General features: G+C 66.8%; 19 protein-coding genes and 3 tRNA genes. 8 read left to right on the top strand and 14 right to left on the bottom strand.

Annotated features, from left to right (window positions below; genetic code table 11):
* The 5 genes from ACAM42_RS24780 (at position 1) to ACAM42_RS24800 (ending at position 5955) form a co-directional block, all read left to right on the top strand.
* Positions 1 to 690, top strand: coding sequence for an HAD family phosphatase (locus tag ACAM42_RS24780; protein WP_070062371.1), 690 nt, complete (start codon positions 1 to 3; stop codon positions 688 to 690).
* Positions 674 to 3373, top strand: a complete 2700-nt coding sequence (gene pepN, locus ACAM42_RS24785) for an aminopeptidase N (protein WP_369629738.1) — start codon at positions 674 to 676, stop codon at positions 3371 to 3373. The genes ACAM42_RS24780 and pepN overlap by 17 nt, the downstream gene beginning before the upstream one ends.
* A gap of 23 nt (positions 3374 to 3396) precedes the next feature.
* The gene (locus tag ACAM42_RS24790; RefSeq protein WP_056571748.1) at positions 3397 to 4410 is read left to right on the top strand and encodes a class 1 fructose-bisphosphatase; all 1014 of its coding nucleotides are present in this window, start codon (positions 3397 to 3399) and stop codon (positions 4408 to 4410) included.
* Between the two features lie 25 nt (positions 4411 to 4435).
* Positions 4436 to 4511, top strand: a tRNA-Thr gene (locus tag ACAM42_RS24795).
* A gap of 259 nt (positions 4512 to 4770) precedes the next feature.
* Positions 4771 to 5955 carry a hypothetical protein gene (locus ACAM42_RS24800; protein WP_369629739.1) on the top strand — a complete coding sequence of 395 codons (1185 nt, stop codon included), beginning with the start codon at positions 4771 to 4773 and terminating at the stop codon, positions 5953 to 5955.
* Between the two features lie 52 nt (positions 5956 to 6007).
* On the opposite strand, the gene ACAM42_RS24805 is transcribed toward ACAM42_RS24800, so the two are convergent.
* Positions 6008 to 6280 (bottom strand): hypothetical protein, encoded by a 273-nt coding sequence (locus ACAM42_RS24805; protein WP_369629740.1) that lies wholly within the window; start codon positions 6278 to 6280, stop codon positions 6008 to 6010.
* Between the two features lie 262 nt (positions 6281 to 6542).
* Complete coding sequence (locus tag ACAM42_RS24810) at positions 6543 to 6956, bottom strand: hypothetical protein (RefSeq protein WP_369629741.1); 414 nt, start codon at positions 6954 to 6956, stop codon at positions 6543 to 6545.
* Positions 6957 to 7065: 109 nt separating this feature from the next.
* Here ACAM42_RS24810 and ACAM42_RS24815 point away from each other — a divergent pair, with 109 nt between their 5' ends.
* Complete coding sequence (locus tag ACAM42_RS24815) at positions 7066 to 7242, top strand: hypothetical protein (RefSeq protein ID WP_157627325.1); 177 nt, start codon at positions 7066 to 7068, stop codon at positions 7240 to 7242.
* A 128-nt stretch (positions 7243 to 7370) separates the two neighbouring features.
* Here the strand turns inward: ACAM42_RS24815 and ACAM42_RS24820 are convergent, their stop codons facing one another.
* The 4 genes from ACAM42_RS24820 to ACAM42_RS24835 form a co-directional block, all read right to left on the bottom strand.
* Positions 7371 to 7934 (bottom strand): HNH endonuclease, encoded by a 564-nt coding sequence (locus tag ACAM42_RS24820; RefSeq protein ID WP_159275721.1) that lies wholly within the window; start codon positions 7932 to 7934, stop codon positions 7371 to 7373.
* 43 nt (positions 7935 to 7977) lie between these two features.
* A tRNA-His gene (locus ACAM42_RS24825) sits at positions 7978 to 8051 on the bottom strand.
* A 37-nt stretch (positions 8052 to 8088) separates the two neighbouring features.
* The gene (locus ACAM42_RS24830; RefSeq protein ID WP_369629742.1) at positions 8089 to 8301 is read right to left on the bottom strand and encodes a short-chain dehydrogenase; all 213 of its coding nucleotides are present in this window, start codon (positions 8299 to 8301) and stop codon (positions 8089 to 8091) included.
* Positions 8302 to 8439: 138 nt separating this feature from the next.
* Positions 8440 to 8516: transfer RNA gene (locus ACAM42_RS24835), tRNA-Pro, on the bottom strand.
* 285 nt (positions 8517 to 8801) lie between these two features.
* Here ACAM42_RS24835 and ACAM42_RS24840 point away from each other — a divergent pair.
* On the top strand, positions 8802 to 9131 hold the full coding sequence (locus ACAM42_RS24840) for a hypothetical protein (RefSeq protein ID WP_369629743.1): 330 nt from the start codon (positions 8802 to 8804) through the stop codon (positions 9129 to 9131).
* Positions 9132 to 9134: 3 nt separating this feature from the next.
* On the top strand, positions 9135 to 9551 hold the full coding sequence (locus ACAM42_RS24845) for a hypothetical protein (RefSeq protein WP_369629744.1): 417 nt from the start codon (positions 9135 to 9137) through the stop codon (positions 9549 to 9551).
* A 14-nt stretch (positions 9552 to 9565) separates the two neighbouring features.
* Here ACAM42_RS24845 and ACAM42_RS24850 read toward each other — a convergent pair whose 3' ends face one another.
* The 8 genes from ACAM42_RS24850 to ACAM42_RS24885 are packed head-to-tail and all read right to left on the bottom strand — an operon-like array spanning position 9566 to position 17282.
* Positions 9566 to 10033 (bottom strand): acyl-CoA thioesterase, encoded by a 468-nt coding sequence (locus ACAM42_RS24850; protein ID WP_369629745.1) that lies wholly within the window; start codon positions 10031 to 10033, stop codon positions 9566 to 9568.
* The gene (locus ACAM42_RS24855) at positions 10030 to 10563 is read right to left on the bottom strand and encodes a MarR family winged helix-turn-helix transcriptional regulator (RefSeq protein WP_062473285.1); all 534 of its coding nucleotides are present in this window, start codon (positions 10561 to 10563) and stop codon (positions 10030 to 10032) included. Before ACAM42_RS24855 ends, ACAM42_RS24850 begins: the two co-directional genes overlap by 4 nt.
* The gene (locus ACAM42_RS24860) at positions 10560 to 11336 is read right to left on the bottom strand and encodes an SDR family NAD(P)-dependent oxidoreductase (RefSeq protein ID WP_369629746.1); all 777 of its coding nucleotides are present in this window, start codon (positions 11334 to 11336) and stop codon (positions 10560 to 10562) included. The genes ACAM42_RS24855 and ACAM42_RS24860 overlap by 4 nt, the downstream gene beginning before the upstream one ends.
* A 53-nt stretch (positions 11337 to 11389) precedes the next feature.
* Positions 11390 to 12139: an SDR family NAD(P)-dependent oxidoreductase gene (locus ACAM42_RS24865; protein WP_369629747.1), complete on the bottom strand. Its 750-nt coding sequence runs from the start codon at positions 12137 to 12139 to the stop codon at positions 11390 to 11392.
* Positions 12136 to 13725, bottom strand: coding sequence for an ATP-dependent acyl-CoA ligase (locus ACAM42_RS24870; protein WP_369629748.1), 1590 nt, complete (start codon positions 13723 to 13725; stop codon positions 12136 to 12138). Before ACAM42_RS24870 ends, ACAM42_RS24865 begins: the two co-directional genes overlap by 4 nt.
* A complete protein-coding gene (locus tag ACAM42_RS24875) occupies positions 13715 to 14446 on the bottom strand; it encodes an ABC transporter ATP-binding protein (RefSeq protein WP_062474979.1) in 732 nt (243 codons plus the stop codon). The genes ACAM42_RS24870 and ACAM42_RS24875 overlap by 11 nt, the downstream gene beginning before the upstream one ends.
* Positions 14443 to 16230: an ATP-binding cassette domain-containing protein gene (locus tag ACAM42_RS24880; RefSeq protein ID WP_062474982.1), complete on the bottom strand. Its 1788-nt coding sequence runs from the start codon at positions 16228 to 16230 to the stop codon at positions 14443 to 14445. The genes ACAM42_RS24875 and ACAM42_RS24880 overlap by 4 nt, the downstream gene beginning before the upstream one ends.
* Positions 16227 to 17282, bottom strand: coding sequence for a branched-chain amino acid ABC transporter permease (locus ACAM42_RS24885; RefSeq protein WP_070062349.1), 1056 nt, complete (start codon positions 17280 to 17282; stop codon positions 16227 to 16229). Before ACAM42_RS24885 ends, ACAM42_RS24880 begins: the two co-directional genes overlap by 4 nt.
* Between the last annotated feature and the right edge of the window lie 41 nt (positions 17283 to 17323).

The raw sequence follows: 17323 nt of genomic DNA on the forward strand, positions 1-17323 counted from the left end.
ATGAGCCTGAACACCGGCAGGGTCGAAGCCCTGATCTTCGACATGGACGGCACCATGATCGACTCCATGCCCTGGCATGCGCGCTCGTGGGTGACCTTCGCGCAGCGCCACGGCGTGCAGCTCGACGTGAGCGAGATCCTCGCGCGCACCACGGGCCGCACCGGCACCGAGAGCATGCGCGAGCTGTTCGAGCGCGAGCTCTCCGATGCCGAGTGCCAGGCCATGGTGCACGAGAAGGAAGAGATCTACCGCGAGCTCTTCCACGACAACTTCACCGAAGTGGCGGGCTTCACCGCCTTCGCCAAGGCCGCGGTGGCACGCGGCCTGAAGGTCGCGGTGGGCACGGCCGGCGACCGGCACAACATCGCGTTCGCCATGTCGCGCCTGAAGATGGACCCGCTGCCGCTGGCCATCGTCGGCGGCGACGAAGGCTTTTCGGGCAAGCCCACGCCCGCGATCTTCCTGGAAGCCGCGCGCCGCATCGGCGTGGCGCCCGAGCGCTGCATCGTCTTCGAAGACGCGCCCTTCGGCATCGAAGCCGCCCGCCGCGGCGGCATGCGCGCCGTGGCCGTGTGCAGCACCCATACGGCCGCCGAGCTGGCCGGCCCCCACGTGATCGCCGCCGTTCGCGACTACAACGAACTGGCCCATTCGAATTTTCTGGAGACCCTCGATGCTGCTTCAGCGTGACGCCCAAGGGCAACCCATTGCCATCCGCCGCGAAGACTATGCCGCGCCGGCGTTCTGGATCGACACCGTCGACCTGACCTTCGACCTCGACCCCGCCAAGACCCGCGTGCTCAACCGCATGCAGCTGCGCCGCAACCCCGAGGTGCCGGCCCAGCCGCTGCGCCTGGACGGCGACGAGCTCAACCTGGCGCGCGTGCTCGTGAACGGCCAGGGCGCCTCGTTCCGCATGGAAGGCGACCAGCTCGTCATCGACGGATTGCCCGACGCGTTCGAGCTCGAACTCTTCACCACCTGCTGCCCCATCAAGAACACCAAGCTGATGGGCCTGTTCGTGAGCGAAGACACCTTCTTCACGCAGTGCGAGGCCGAGGGCTTCCGCCGCATCACCTACTTCCTCGACCGTCCCGACGTGATGGCGATGTACACCGTCACGCTGCGCGCCAGCAAGGCCGCCTACCCGGTGCTGCTGTCCAACGGCAACCTGGTCGACCAGGGCGAGCTGCCCGAGGGCCGCCACTTCGCCAAGTGGGTCGACCCCTTCAAGAAACCCAGCTACCTGTTCGCCCTGGTGGCGGGCAAGCTCGTGGCGCGCGAGCAGCGCATCAAAGCGCGCAGCGGCAAGGAACATCTGCTGCAGGTGTACGTGCGCGCCGGCGACCTCGACAAGACCGAGCACGCCATGAACTCGCTGATCAACTCCGTGCTGTGGGACGAAGCCCGCTTCGGCCTGCCGCTGGACCTGGACCGCTTCATGATCGTGGCCACCAGCGACTTCAACATGGGCGCCATGGAGAACAAGGGCCTGAACATCTTCAACACGAAGTACGTTCTGGCCAACCAGGCCACCGCCACCGACGCCGACTACAGCAACATCGAAAGCGTGGTCGGCCACGAGTACTTCCACAACTGGAGCGGCGACCGCGTGACCTGCCGCGACTGGTTCCAGCTCTCGCTGAAAGAAGGCCTCACCGTCTTCCGCGACCAGGAGTTCAGCCAGGACCTGTGCGCCGACGCCTCGGCCCGCGCCGTCAAGCGCATCGAAGACGTGCGCGTGCTGCGCACCGCCCAGTTCCCCGAAGATGCCGGCCCCATGGCCCACCCGGTGCGGCCCGACAGCTACATCGAGATCAGCAACTTCTACACCGTCACCATCTACGAAAAGGGTGCCGAGGTCGTTCGCATGATGCAGACGCTGGTCGGCCGCAAGGGCTTCGAGAAGGGCATCACCCTGTACTTCGAACGCCACGACGGCCAGGCCGTGACCTGCGACGACTTCGCCCAGGCCATTGCCGACGCCAACCCCGACTCCGAACTGGCCCGCCTGCTGCCCCAGTTCAAGCGCTGGTACAGCCAGGCCGGCACGCCCCGCCTGGCCGCGCACGGCGTGTACGACGCGCAGAACCGCAGCTACACCCTGAGCGTGGTGCAAAGCTGCCCGCCCACGCCGGGCCAGCAGACCAAGGAACCCTTCGTCATCCCGCTGAACATCGGCCTGCTCGACGCCGCCACCGGCCGCGAGCTGCCCATGCAGCTCGAGGGCGAAAGCGACGTCGCACGCGGCACCCGCACCATCGTGCTGTCGCGCGCCGGCGAGCAGATCACCTTCGTGGGCCTGGACGCCGAGCCCGTGCCGTCGATCTTGCGCGGCTTCAGCGCGCCGGTGATCCTCGACTTTGCGTACACCGACGCCCAGCTGCTCACCCTGCTGGCCAACGACCCCGACCCGTTCAACCGCTGGGAAGCCGGCCAACGCCTGGGCCTGCGCGCCGCGCTGCAAGCCATTGCCGCGCACGCCACCGACACCACGCCGGTGCTGAACGACGCCTACCTCGACGCCATGCGCGGCGTGCTGCGCCACCCGCAGCTCGACGCCGCCTTCAAGGAACTGGTGCTCACGCTGCCGTCGGAAACCTACATCGCCGAGCAGCTTGACGTGGTCGATCCGCAGCGCGTGCACCTCGTGCGCGAAGCCATGCGCGCCCAGCTCGCCACCGCCCTTTTTGCCGACTGGGAACAGGCCTACGAAGACAACAAGGACACCGGCGCCTACACGCCCGACCAGACCTCGTCGGGCCGCCGCGCGCTGGCCGGCATGGCGCTCAACTTTTTGTGCCTGGCGGCGCGCGCCTCGGGCGACACCGTGTGGCCGGGCAAGACCCTGCAGCGCTTCAAGGACGCGGGCAACATGACCGACCGCTTCAACGCGCTCAACGCGCTCGTGTCGTCGGGCCACACCTTGGCGGCGCAGGCGCTTGCGCGCTTCCACGCCATGTTCAAGGACGAGGCGCTGGTCATCGACAAGTGGTTCTCGCTGCAAGCCGGCGCCAGCGACCGCGGCGGCGACATCCTGCCACTGGTGAAGCAGCTCATGAAGCACCCCGACTTCTCGCTGAAGAACCCCAACCGCGCGCGCAGCGTGATCTTCAGCTACTGCAGCGGCAACCCCGGCGCCTTCCACCGCGCCGATGCGGCCGGCTACGTGTTCTGGAGCGAGCGCGTGATCGAGCTCGACGCCATCAACCCCCAGGTGGCCGCACGCCTGGCGCGCGCACTCGACCGCTGGAGCAAGCTGGCCGAGCCGTACCGCAGCGCCGCGCGCGAAGCGATTGCCCGCGTGGCCGCCAAGCCCGACCTGAGCAAAGACACCCACGAAGTCGTGACGCGCGCCCTTGCCGGAAACTGAACCCACTGAACCCCACAAGATCCATGGCTCAACAAAAAATCTCCTTCACCCGCTACCTCGTCGAGCAGCAACGCGCCGACGGCCTCATTCCCGGCCAGCTGCGCCTGTTGCTCGAAGTGGTCGCCCGCGCCTGCAAGAGCATCAGCCAGGCCGTCAACAAGGGTGCGCTGGGTGGCGTGCTCGGCACCGCCGAGAGCGAGAACGTGCAGGGCGAAATCCAGAAGAAGCTGGACATCATCGCCAACGAAGTGCTCATTGAAGCCAACGAATGGGGCGGCCACCTCGCGGCCATGGCCAGCGAAGAGATGGAAACCATCCACGTGGTGCCCAACCGCTACCCGCAGGGCGAATACCTCCTGATGTTCGACCCGCTCGACGGCAGCAGCAACATCGACGTCAACGTGAGCATCGGCACCATCTTCAGCGTGCTGAAGAAGCCCGACGACACCCCCGGCGTGCAGGAAGCCGACTTTCTGCAGCCCGGCACCCAGCAGGTGGCCGCCGGCTACTGCATCTACGGCCCGCAGACCACCCTGGTGCTCACCGTGGGCAACGGCGTGGCCATGTTCACGCTCGACCGCGAGCAAGGCAGCTTCGTGCTCACGCAGGAAGACATTCAGATTCCGGCCGACACCAAGGAATTTGCCATCAACATGAGCAACATGCGCCACTGGGACGAGCCCGTGAAGCGCTACATCGACGAATGCCTGGCCGGCAAGGAAGGCCCGCGCGGCAAGGACTTCAACATGCGCTGGATTGCCAGCATGGTGGCCGACGTGCACCGCATCCTGATGCGCGGCGGCGTGTTCATGTACCCGTGGGACAAGCGCGAGCCCGAAAAGGCCGGCAAGCTGCGCTTGATGTACGAGGCCAACCCCATGAGCTGGCTCGTCGAGCAGGCCGGCGGCGCCGCCACCAACGGCAAGCAGCGCATCCTCGACCTGAAGCCCACCAAACTGCACGAGCGCGTGAGCGTGATGTTGGGTTCACGTCACGAAGTGGAGCGTTTGACGCAGTACCACGCCGAGAAGCCTTGATTTCTTGGCTATAATCTGAGGCTTCGCCGGTGTAGCTCAGTCGGTAGAGCAGCTCATTCGTAATGAGAAGGTCGGGTGTTCGATTCATCTCTCCGGCACCAATTAAAAGCCCCGTTGCTATCAACTCGATAGCAACGGGGCTTTTCTCATATGCGCGACCCAAAGAGCTTTTTACTTTGGACCAGAGCAGGAAGTGCAAGCGCTCGCGAAATATCCGAAATTCCTGGTTCAAGCCGGCTCTAGACAGGCCGGGCTGATCAACGCTCCAAGTTCTTCGCTGCGGCAGCGCCCATACGAAAGAATCTGTTAACGTTCCCCAACGAAAAATGTTGTCGCACTAACAGTTGGGCCCGCTGCTTCATGCCGCTTCTTGATCTCTGGAAATCGTCTCCCGACCAGCTCAAAGATAAGCAGGTTCAACAACTGATCGCGTTTGCAGGTGGTGGCCGCTTGCTCGACGACAGTCCGTGCTCTACGGAATTTCGATCCTTCTTAGGCAGCGTTTCTTCAGCGAGCCTGTTGACTTATGCCGACCAATGCCTGGAGCAATCTTTTCAGGACTCCGGTCTAGCACTACAAGATATCGTGAACGAGATCGGGGCCCGCTTGGGAGCTCACATCACGAACGGTCGCTATCGCGGAACAGTTAAGCACACAGGCTTCGATGGCCTTTGGGTCTTTCCAAATGGGCATGCCATCGTTGCCGAAGTAAAGACAACGGACACATACCGCATCGACCTCAATACGATCGCCAACTATCGAAGAGCACTGATCAACAAGGAAGTTGTAGAGGAAGCAAAATCTTCAATGCTCCTCGTGGTTGGTCGACAAGATACGGGTGACCTTGAGGCACAAATAAGAGGTTCAAGGCACGCGTGGGATATCCGAATCATCTCGGTAGACGCGCTCGCTCGACTGGCATCTATCAAAGAAGAAGTCGAGGACCCTTCGATCGTTCAACGGATACACAATATTCTGATACCGCACGAGTTCACTCGCCTTGATGCCATTGCGGACATTCTTTTCTCGGCGGCAGAAGATATTCGACAAGAAGACAGTTCAGGCTCAAGCATTGAAGAAACGAAGAGCATCCCGCTTGTCAAAGACGGACGCAAGTTCATTCCCGTTGCATTTCAAGAAGCCTGCGTACAACGAGTTCAGTCGAATCTAGGCATGTCATTTGTGCGCCAGAGCCGCACTGGATACGTCTCAGCCGACAAACTGGTCGCGCTCAGTTGCTCTGCTTCGAAAGAGCACAACCCGGATACCAGCCCAAACTACTGGTTCGCATTTCACCCTCACCAGCGTGCCTTCCTGAAAGAGCACTCTCAGTCGTACGTAGCTCTGGGCTGCGGAAGCAGCGAACGCCTGTTGCTCATCCCATTCACCGAGTTCGAAACATGGCTCGATGGCATGGGAACCACAGCAAATGACACGCGCATGTATTGGCACATCACGATTTTCCGCAAGGGGAATAGCTACATCCTGCGACGATCAAAAGGTGAAGAGCCAATTGACTTGACCCGCTTCGTACTCCCCACCTAGCAGGGAAAAAGACCCTGGCCTAGTGAACAGCCATGTCCACTGGTTTCAGAGCTCAAGTTTTGACCGGTGTGTTCATGTCGGATCTTTTCGACAGTAGCTGCGAAAGCTCCATCGCATCCCCAGCCAAGTCTGCAGCGATCCACATGATGTTGTCCCGACGCCGGGCTCCAATCGCCTCGAACCACTCGCCCTCGTCCCCATAGCAGCAACTTAGCAAAGACCGCAGCTGGGTCAGCTTGTTTTCAAGGATGTCAGACGCGTCCAGTTGGTAGCTTGCGTCGTGAGATGTGGGCGTGGTTTGCCCGGCGATAATTTGATCAGCCATTTGATGTGCTCGCTTTCCAAAGTCAGTGCACGTTGCTTGGTCAGACGGTCAGGGTGTTAGCGCACCCTGGCCGTCGCCTTTTGTGCCTCACATCAACATCGTTGCGGTGTGCATCGATGTCCCGCCGTGAGGCGCGGCGGTCGTTCAAATGTAGGGAGAGAAGCGCATCAGCGGAAGCCTCTCACGGTGAACAAATGAGGACTCGCGTCGACTTGTAGTGACGCACGCGAAGGCAATCGCGCTGCGAGCCGCCCAGCCTGCCTCAACCCGCACCCGCCTCCCACGCCTCCACCCGCCGCACCAACGCATCCCGCCGCGCCGCCACCTCCGCCAACAGGTACTGCCGCGCCTGCTCTTGCGCCACATCGCTCGACAGAAACCACTGCTCGCGTTCGGCGCTGCCTTGCGGTGGCGGGGTGCCCCACCCTGCTTCGCCGTTGGCACCTCTGAACGCTTCGGTCATGGGCAGGCGGCCGTCGGTCTTGCCGATGCTCGACAGCGCATCGGGCGGGCCGTCGAGCGCGATGCGCACGTGCACGACGCTCTCGCCTTCGGTGCGGATCGATGCGCCCAGGCCGCCCTCGCGGTGCACGCGCCACAGCTCGGCCGCGGAGGCGTTGCGGACCCAGCTCTCCAGGGCGCGGACCAGGCTCTCGAGAATGATTTGTTGGTTCATGAGGAATATTTCACACGTTTCTGTCTGGTGTCGGCAAGTGGCCACGGTGCGATGGGGCCAAAAAGCCGTTGTAACTTCTTGCCTTGGCGCCTGCGCTATATTTCTTGGCATGGAAAAGGCATCCGACATAGGCAAACCCACGGTTCCGATCGATCTGATCGGGCCGGAGCATTGGGTCCGTTCACGGCGCGGCCCTCGCCGTACGACGAAGGTGCTCTTCATCTTGCTCGGCGGGCTCGCAGCAGCCACCGCAGTGGCCTACAGCTTCTTCGGCGCGGGGCGCTGAACACAACAAGCCACTCGCGCCTTCATTCACTCACACACGCATCGCTCGCGCACCGCGAGCCGCACAAGGCAAAGCCCGCTGTCCGTTGATCCAACGGGCAGCGGGCTTTTCTCTTTGTGCGCATGCCGCTATTGCAGCCGCGAGCCGCGCGGCAGGCGCCTGGCCAGCCACTCGTGCACGTCCGCGCGGATGTTGCGGCCTTCGAGCAGGAAGTTCTCGAAGCGGCTCGGCACGTACGGCAGGTAGACCAGCGGCATGCCCGCTTCTTCGGGCGTGCGCGCGGCCTTGCGGTTGTTGCAGACGGCGCAGGCGCTGACGAGGTTGGTCCAGCTCCACGGGCCGCCGCGCGACTCGGGCATGACGTGTTCGCACTGCAGGTCGCGGTCGGCGAACACCTGCGCGCAGTAGGCGCAGGTGTGGCGGTCGCGGCGCAGCAGCTTGGCCTTGGTCACGCCGGGCACGACGTCGAAGAGGTTGATCTTCGACGCGCCGCGCAGCGCGATGATGGGCGCGACATCGATGCGCGACTGCACACCGCGCGCCACGTTGAAGCCGCCGCGCAGCGTGGCCAGCGGCAGCGCGCCGTCTTCCCAGGCCACGTTGCCGGTGGCGTAGTGCAACACCGCCTGCTCCAGCGAGATCCAGGCTTGCGGCGTGCCCTGAATATCGAGTTGCAGGACGTGTGAATGCATGACGAATCGCCTCCCTTCGCGGCGATGGCTTGTGGTGAACGGTTGGGGTGCACGAACGGAATCGAACCGTTGTCAGCGGGACCACAACCCGCGGCTCTGCCATTGAGCTACACGCACCATTGAGAAAAGAAAGAAACCGAGCGACGCCGGCCAGCTACCACTCGCCCGACGCGCGCACGCGCTGGTCGAGGTCGAGGCTGTCGAGCGATGCCTCGCTGCCGCTTGGCAATGCCGACGCGCGATCGGCCACGTAGCGCAGCCCGAGCCCCACGCCGAAGCGCTGGGCCAGCGACCACACCATGTGCCTGCGCGGCAGCGGCGCCGGGTGCACGGCGATCATCCGGATCGGTGAGTTGCGCTTGCGCATGAGGGCCTCCTTGGTGGGTGAGAGAGAAAAAGTAGTGACTTGAAAAATGTCCGGTGACGGGTTCCGGCGCCGCCCTATCTTTGTGGCCGGTTTCCGCGGGCGGGCCACGCGTTGGCATGGCCCGGTCCCGCTCGGGTGTGGTCCGTGTGGCAGGAGTTGAACCTGCGACCCTCTGGTCCCAAACCAGATGCGCTACCAGGCTGCGCCACACACGGAAGAAAAAACAAAAGAAGCCTGCCGCGCTTCCATTTCGGTTGTGTCCTCACGCGACGGGCCGCGCGCTGGGCGCGGCCCCGTCGAACGTCGCTGCACAGGAGTGATCAACTCATGCACATCCCGCCAGACCGTCGACGCGGCAATTTCTGGCGGTGGGGTGAAGGCACACCCGAAATGGAAAGCGGCAAAAACAAAAAGGCCCGGAACCTTGCGGTGTCCGGGCCTCTTTGCGAGAGAGCTTGAGAGATGCGCGCCTACGCGCGACCTCCACCCGGGAGCACCTGATGAGCCTCGAACTGACCACCCACGCGCAGACGGGCTGCGGCTTTGGCGGCGTACGCGGTGTTCAGGTGCGAAGACAACGACAGGGGCGACGGCATATCGAAACCATGGCAGAACCCGACGCGCACGAGCGGTCGGCCCGAGGCGGGTCGAATGCTGGTGAGGATCAGTGCGGTGTTCACGATGGTTCCTGGTCAAAAATTGCCGCTGTCGGCTGTAAGGGGTTGGAAAAAAGGGACGGCTGGTGCCGTGAATTGGAGGCAACTGTAAAGAGTGTTTACGGCGACGTCAACAACCGGGACAATCTTTTCTTGTCTTGTTGTTGTTTTTGAACAGTGCCCCATACCACCGTCGCGCGCCGCCGCAATGCGCTTGTGCTGCATCGCCGCTTTCTCGAGGACGCCGTCGCGGCGGGCCTGCCCGCCAAGGGGCTCGACCAGGCGTTCGCGCGCAAGCTCGAAATCTCTCCGAGCATGTGGAGCCAGATCAAGAGTGCGCGGCCCATCGGCGACAAGCTCGCACGGCAGATCGAACGGCACTGCGACGTGGCCGCCGGCTGGCTCGACGAAGACAACACACCACCTTCGGAAGCACCGCCCGATGCGGCGGAAGAACGCTTCGTGGCCGCCGCACGTGAGGCGTGGCGCCAGGCCAATGCGAAGGGAAAGCGGGAACTCAGCGGCTGGCTGAAGAAGCACGCGCAGGAGAAGAAGGCGCTCGAGCCTGCCGACGGCGCTGCGCCGGCGCCCTAGCCTTGCTCAGGCCTTCAGGCCTTGCCAGCGGGCTCGGCAGCAGCCAGCGCCGGCGCATCGCGCAGGATGGCCGCGCGCATGTCATCCGGCACGGCGATGGCGCGGTGGGTGTCGAGCGAGGTCGTCACCAGCACCTGCCGCACCTGCATGCGCACTTCGCCCGTCGTGGGCTCGAAGCAACGCAGCGACAGCGTGATCGAGCGCGAACCCAGCTGCGCCACCGAGAGGCCGAGCGTCACGCGGTCGCCCATGCGGCTCACGGCGCGGAAGTCGGCGTCGAGCTTCACGGTCGGCAGGCCGACGCGGCGCTCGCCGATCAGTGCGTGGTAGCCCACGCCGAGCCCCTCGCTCACCCAGTCTTCGACCAGGCCGTTGAGCATCACGAAGTACTGCGGATAGAAGACGATGCCCGCCGGGTCGCAGTCGGAAAAACGGATCAGGCGCGGGCGCTGGAACTCCACCCCACCGCCCTCGCCGCTCATGCGCGGTCCTCGACCGCGCCGTCGCCGCGCATCACGTGCACGCGCAGCAGCCCGAGCTGGTTGTGCATCTGCTTGACGGTCTTCATGTCCAGGCCCGAGAACATCTCGAGGATCCACTGCTCGTGCTCGGTGGCCATGGCTTCGAAGGCGTTGCGGCCTTCGGGCGTGAGGCTCACGATCCAGGCGCGGCGGTCGTCGGGGCTGGGCGCGCGCGCCACCATGCCTTCGCGCTCGAGCTCGTCGGTCAGGCCGGTGACGTTGCCGCCGGTGACCATCAGGTAGCGCGAGAGCACGCGCATCTTCAGGCCGTCTTCGTAGCGGTACAGCTGGGCCATGTAGTCGAAGCGCGCCAGCGAGATGCCGAAGCGCTCGCGCAGCCGGCGCCGGATCTCGGCCTCGATCTGCGTGGTGCTCGCGAGCATGCGCAGCCACAGCTTGAGCATGGCGTGGTCTTCATGGCCGGCGCGCGCTTCGTGGCCGAGTTCTTCGGCGTCGCTCAGCACGGCGTGGGAGGCATCGTTGCGACTCATGTGACTTCTCCTCCGGAAACGGAGATCGACTGGCCCGTGACCGACGCGGCACCTTCGCCGCACAGCCAGCGCACGGCGTCGGCCACTTCGGCGGGCTGCACGATGCGCTTTTGCGGGTTCACGCTGGAGAACTCGGCCAGCGCATCGGCTTCGCTGCGGCCGGTCTTGCCGACCACGTTGGCGACGCTGTTGCGCAGGATGTCGGTGTCGGTGTAGCCCGGGCACACGGCGTTCACGGTGATGCCCTTGCGCGCCACTTCGAGCGCCAGCGCGCGCGTGAGGCCGATCACCCCGTGCTTGGCGGCCGTGTAGGCCGACACGTAGGCGTAGCCCTTCTGCCCCGCCGTGCTGGCGATGTTGACGATGCGGCCCCAGCCGGCGTCGAGCATGTCGGGCAGCGCGGCCTGCGCGCACAGGAAGCTGCCGGTGAGGTTGACCGACAGCATGCGCTGCCACAGCTCGACCGAGGTCTTCAGGAACGGCGCGCTCTCCGCGGCGCCCGCGTTGTTGACCAGCACGGTCACCGCCCCGCGTTCGGCCCGCGCCTGCGCAAAGGCCGACTGCACGGCCTGCGGGTCGGCCACGTCGGCCGCCACCACGCCGTGGCCGCTGCCCGCCAGGGTCTCGGCCACGCGCTGCAGGGCCTGCGCATCGCGGCCCAGCAGGGTCAGCACTGCCCCCTGGGCAGCAAGGGTGCGGGCGATCTCCGCGCCGATGCCGCGAGCGGCGCCGGTGACGAGGGCATGACGGCCAGTGAGCGAATTTGCGTGCATACCTGAATGGTTTAGTTCTGAATCATTTTAGCCATTTGCGCACCAGCAGGGTGCTACCGCATGAAACGGCCGCCGTTGAGGTCCAGCGTCGCCCCGGTCATGAAGGCCGCGGCCGGCGAGGCCAGGTAGACGACGGCGGCCGCCACCTCGTCGGCCAGCCCGAAGCGGCCCAGCGGGATGCCGGCCTTCAGCGCCTGCTGCCGCTCGGGTGGCAGCGCGGCGAGCGCGGGGCTGTCGATGGCGGCGGGGGCCAGCGCGTTCACGGTCACGCCGTGCGGCGCCAGCTCCTGCGCAAAGGCACGCGTCAGCGCCAGCAGGCCGGCCTTGCTGGCCGCGTAGTGCACGCCGGTGGCGCTGCTGACCTGCTGCCCCGCCAGCGAGGCCAGGTTGACGATGCGGCCCGCGCCGCGCTCGCGCATGTGCCTTCCGGCGATGCGGCAGCCGAAGAAGCTGCCGCGCAGGTTGATGGCGAGCACGTCGTCCCACTCGGCGGGCGTGATGTCCCACAGCGAGGTGGTCGGCGTGCGCGCCGCGTTGTTGACCAGGATGTCGACCGCGCCGAAGTGCGCCACGGCTTGTGCGAAGCAGTCGCTGAAGGCCTGCTCGTCGCGCACGTCGAGGAGCAGCGCGAGGCCGTTCACCTCGGCGGCAACGGCCTGGGCCTTGGCTTGGTCGATATCGGCCACCGCCACGCGCGCACCGGCCTGTGCCAGCCCGCGCGCGATGGCCGCACCCAGCCCCTGCCCCGCGCCGCTCACGAAGGCCACGCGCCCTGCCAGCGGAAGCGCGGTGGCGTGCGTCATCCGGCTTTGGCGGGCCGACCGTCCCAGGTCTGCGGCCCCACGCCGCGCTCGCGCAGCTTGAACTTCTGCACCTTGCCGTTCTCGGTGCGCGGCAGGTCGGGCAAGAGGTCGATGTAGCGCGGCACCGCGAAGTACGGCAGGCGGCCTTCACAGAAGCGCGCCAGCTCGGCCGGGTCGATGACGATGCCTTCGCGCGCCACCAGCGCGGCCATCACCTCGTCTTCGGCCAGCTCGGAGCGCACGGGGTACACGGCGCACGAGGCCACGCCCGGGTGGCTCAGCAGCACCTGCTCGACCTCGAACGACGAGATGTTCTCGCCGCGTCGGCGGATCGCGTCCTTGATGCGGTCGACAAAGCGGAACGCGCCGTCGGCATCGCGCACCACACGGTCGCCGGTGTGGAACCACAGGTTGCGCCAGGCCTCGATGGTCTTCTCGGGCATGTGGAAATAGCCGCTGGCAAAGGCATAGGGCTCGTCCGCACGCAGCAGCAGTTCGCCGGCTTCGCCGGGCGGCAGCGGCACGTCGTCTTCGTCGGCCACGCAGGCCTGGAAGCCGGGGCGCAGCCAGCCCATGACGCCGCCGCGCGGCGAATCGGGTGCGGTGGCGATGGCGAAGTTGGTTTCGGTCGAGCCATAGCCTTCGAGCAGCGACACGCCCGTGCGCGCCTTGAAGGCCTGCCCCGCGGCCGCGGGCACGCCGGGCCCGAGGCCGGTGCGCACGCGGTGCTCGCGCTCGCCCTCGCCTTCGGGCTGCGCCAGCAAGATGGGCACCATCGCGCCGAGCAGGTAGACCACGGTCGCGCCGTTGGCGCGCATCGCCGACCAGAAGCCCGAGGCGGAGAAGCGCGACTCGAACACCACCTCGGCCCCGGTAAGCGCAGCCTGCGCAAAGGTGTTGAGCGCGTTGATGTGAAACAGCGGCAGCGTCGTGCACAGCACGTCGTCGCGGCCCACGCCGAGCACCTCGGCGCTGTTCACGCCCCACCAGAAGTACTGCGCCTGCGGGCAGATGACGCCCTTGGCCGGGCCCGTGGTGCCCGAGGTGTAGAGGATGGCGAGCGGGTCGCCCGGCTGCACCGGCGCGGGCGGCAGGGCCTGCGCGCCCGGCGGGTAGGCCGACACGCGCACGCCGGCGGGCGGCGTCCACGGCGCTTCGGGCTCGCCCACCACCCACACCTCGCGCAGCGCCGTGCGAGAGAGGTCGGCCGTGGCCAGCCGATCGAGAAATCCCGCCTCGATCACCAGCAGCTTCGCTTCGCTGTTCGCGAGGAAGTACTCGATCTGCGGCCCCATCGACGCGGTGTTGACCGGCACGACCGAAGCACCGAGCCAGCCCGCGCCGAGGAAGGTGTCGAGGAACTCGATGCGGTTGCCGCACATCACGGCGATGCGGTCGCCGCGCGCCACGCCGTGCTGCGCGAGCGCACCGGCGCGCGTGGCCGCCGCATCGGCCGCGTCGGCGTGCGTCCATTGCCGGCCTGCGATGCGCAGCAGCGGACGGCCGCCGAACAGCGCAGCCTGCCGCTGCAGCATGGCGGGCAGCGTGCGCTGCGCCGGCGGCACCGCGCGCGGGTCACTCGTCATCGTGCGTGCCTCCGCCGAGGTAAGTCGCTTGCACGCGCGGGTCGCTGGCCAGTTCGGCCGAAGCGCCCGAGAGCGCGATCTCGCCCGTCTCCAGCACATAGCCTTCGTCCGAGCTTTCGAGCGCGGCGCGCGCGTTCTGCTCCACCAGCAGGATCGACACGCCGTCGTCGCGCAGCTTGCGCACGATGGTGAGGATGTCGCGCACGATCAGCGGCGCCAGGCCCAGGCTGGGCTCGTCGAGCATCAGCAGGCGCGGTGCCGACATGAGCGCGCGGCCCACGGCCAGCATCTGCCGCTCGCCGCCCGAGAGCGTGTCGGCGCGTTGCGCGCGGCGCTCGGCCAGGCGTGGGAAGCGGTCGTACACCGACTGCAGCTGCCGCTTCATCGCATCGCCGCGCAGCCGCTTGGCGTAGGCGCCGAGCTGCAGGTTGTCGAGCACGGTGAGTTCGCCGAACAGTTCACGCCGCTCGGGCACGAGGCACAGCCCGCGCTCCACGCGCGACTCCACATCGAGCCCCTGCAGGTCTTCGCCTTCGAAGCGCAGCGTGCCCTTGCACGGCAGCAGGCCCATGGCCGCGGCCAACAGCGTGGTCTTGCCCGCGCCGTTCGGGCCGATCACCGAGATGATCTGGCCCCGCTGCACGTCGAGCGACACGCCGCGCACGGCTTCCACTTGCCCATAGGACACGTGCAGATCGCCAATCTCCAGCATCGCGGTCATACAACGCTCCCCAGGTAAGCCGCCTGCACACGCTCGTCCGCGCGCACCGCCGACGGCACGCCCTCCACGAGCTTGGAGCCGAAGTTCATCACCACCAAACGGTCCACCAGTTTCATCACGAAGTCCATGTCGTGTTCGACGATCAGGATGGTCACGCCCTCCTCGCGCAACTTGCGCAGCAGGTCGCCCAAGGCCATCTTTTCCTTGCGGCGCAGGCCGGCCGCAGGCTCGTCGAGCACCAGCAGCACGGGGTCGGCAGCGAGCGCACGCGCGATTTCCAGAATGCGCTGCGTGCCCAGCGGCAGGCTGCCCGCGAGCTCGTGCGCGCGGTCGCCCAGGCCGATGCGGTCGAGCTGACGCTGCGCCTCCTGCAGGATCTGGCTTTCTTCCGTGCGGTCCAGCCGCAGGCCCGCCTTCAGGATGCCCGAGCGCGTGCGCGAGTGGGCACCCAGCGCCACGTTGTCCAGCAGGCTCATGTGCGGGCGCAGCTTCACGTGCTGGAAGGTGCGCGCCAGCCCAAGCCGCGCCACCGCGCGCTGCGGCATGCCGGCGATGTCGTGCTCGAGAAAGCGCACCTGGCCCGCGCTCATCGGCAGCGTGCAGGTCAGCAGGTTGAACATGGTCGACTTGCCCGCGCCGTTGGGCCCGATGAGGCCGATGATCTCGCCCGCCTTGACGTCGAAGCTCACGTCGTTCACCGCCACCAGCCCGCCGAAGCGCTTCACGGCGCCGTTGACCGACAGCACCTGCGTACCGCGTGCCGGCAGCTGCCGGTGCGGCAGCGGCTCGACCGGCGCGCCGGTGTAGCGCGAGGCGCCCTGCGGCGCGGCGCGCCGGCGCGTCCAGCGCCGCAGCAGGCCCATCACGCCGCCGCGCGCAAAGTGCAGCAGCAGGATGAACAGCGCCGCGAAGGCCACGGCCTCCAGCTGGCCGGCGCGCTGCGTGAGCATCGGCAGCACGTCCTGCAGGCCGTTCTTCAGCACCAGCACCAGCGCCGCGCCCACCAGCGCGCCCGCCAGCTGCCCGAGCCCGCCGGCCACGGCCATCAGCAGGTACTCGATGCTGGCGCGCACGTCGAAGGGCGACGGGCTCACGAAGCGGTTCATGTGCGCATAGAGCCAGCCCGCCAGCCCCGCGAACAGCGCCGCCGTGACGAACAGCGACAGCCGCACGCGGTAGGCGTCGGCCCCCACGCTGGCCAGCAGCGTGGCGCCGCCGCGCAGCCCGCGGATGGCGCGGCCGGGGCGCGACTGCAGCAGGTTGTGGCTGAACAGGCAGGCCAGCCCGACCACCACCCAGATCAGGTAGTACATCGCGCGCGGATCGGCCAGCGACCAGCCACCGATCTGCAGCGGCGGGATGTTCGACAGGCCCGTGTGGCGACCGAGCGCATCGACGTTGCCGAACAGCATCGCGATCGACAGCCCCCAGGCGATGGTGCTCAGCGGCAGGAAGTGCCCGCCCAGCCGCAAGGTCAGCATGCCGATGGCCAGCGCCGACAGGCCCGTGAGCAGCAGCGCGAACAGGAGCCCGAGCCACGGCGACAAGCCCTGCGCGGTGGTGAGCCACGCGGTGGCGTAGGCCGCGATGCCCACGAAGGCCGCCTGGCCGAACGAGGTGGCGCCGCCCACGCCGGTGAGCAGCACGAGGCCCAGCGCCACCAGCGCGCCGATGCCGATGTCGTTCAGCAGCGAGACCGTGAAGCTGCCCGCCACGGCCGGCACCAGGGCCAGCACGACGATCACGCCCGCGATCCACGCCATGCGTTTCGTGTTGCCGTTCATTGGTCCACCTCGTCTTCTTCCTCTTCCGAATGGGCCGCCATGAAGGAGCGCAGCATGAGCACCGGGATCAGCAGGCTGAACACGATCACGTCTTTGAGCGCGCCGCTCCAGAACGACGCGAAGCTCTCGACCACGCCGACCGCCAGCGCGCCGATGGCCGTCATCGGGTAGCTCACGAGCCCGCCGATGATCGCGGCCACGAAGGCCTTCAGGCCGATGATGAAACCCGAGTCGTAGTACATGGTGGTCACCGGCGCGATCAGCACGCCGATGAGCCCCGCCAGCAGCGAGGCGCAGCCGTAGGCCAGCAACGCTGTGCGCACCGGCCGGATGCCGACCAGCCGCGCGCCCACGCGGTTCACGGCCGTGGCGCGCAGCGCCTTGCCGGCCACCGTGCGCTCGAACACCAGGAAGAACAACCCGCTCAGCACCACGGCCGCCCCCACCATCAGCACCACCTGGCCGCTGACCGTGAAGCCGTCGCCCAGCGTGAACACCGCGCTCGTGAGCGGCGTGGTGCGCGAGCCTTCAGGCCCGAAGAACAGCAGGCCCAGGCCCGAGAGCAGAAAGTGCAGCGCCAGCGACACGATCAGCAGCACCAGCACCGAGGCATCGGCGATCGGCTGGAACACCACGCGCGCCAGCAGCGGCGCGATGGGCACCACCAGCAGCACCGCCACCGCGATGTGCACGGCCACCGGCACGCCCGGCCGCGCCGCCAGCCAGGCGAGCACGCACGGAATGGCGGGCAGCACGCCCCACATCAGCACCGCCTTCGGTATGCGTGCGGCCTCGCCGCGCCGCAGCAGGCTGCCGATCTCGGTGGCCAGCGCCAGCGCGGCCAGCACCGCGACCATGCCGATGGTCGGCGGCACGCGGCCGGTTTCGAAAGCCGCCAGCGACAGGGCGGCAAAGGCCGCGATGTCGCCGAACGGCACGAACACCACCCGCGTGACCGAGAAGATCAGCACCAGCCCGAGCCCGGCCAGCAGATAGACGGCACCGTTGGCCAGGCCGTCGGTGACGAGGATCAATGCCACGTCCCAGTTCATAGAAAAACCTCTGTCGGAGTCATCGTTGTCGTTGTCGTGAA

The sequence above is a fragment of the Variovorax sp. V35 genome (assembly GCF_041154465.1).
GTDB lineage: Bacteria > Pseudomonadota > Gammaproteobacteria > Burkholderiales > Burkholderiaceae_C > Variovorax > Variovorax boronicumulans.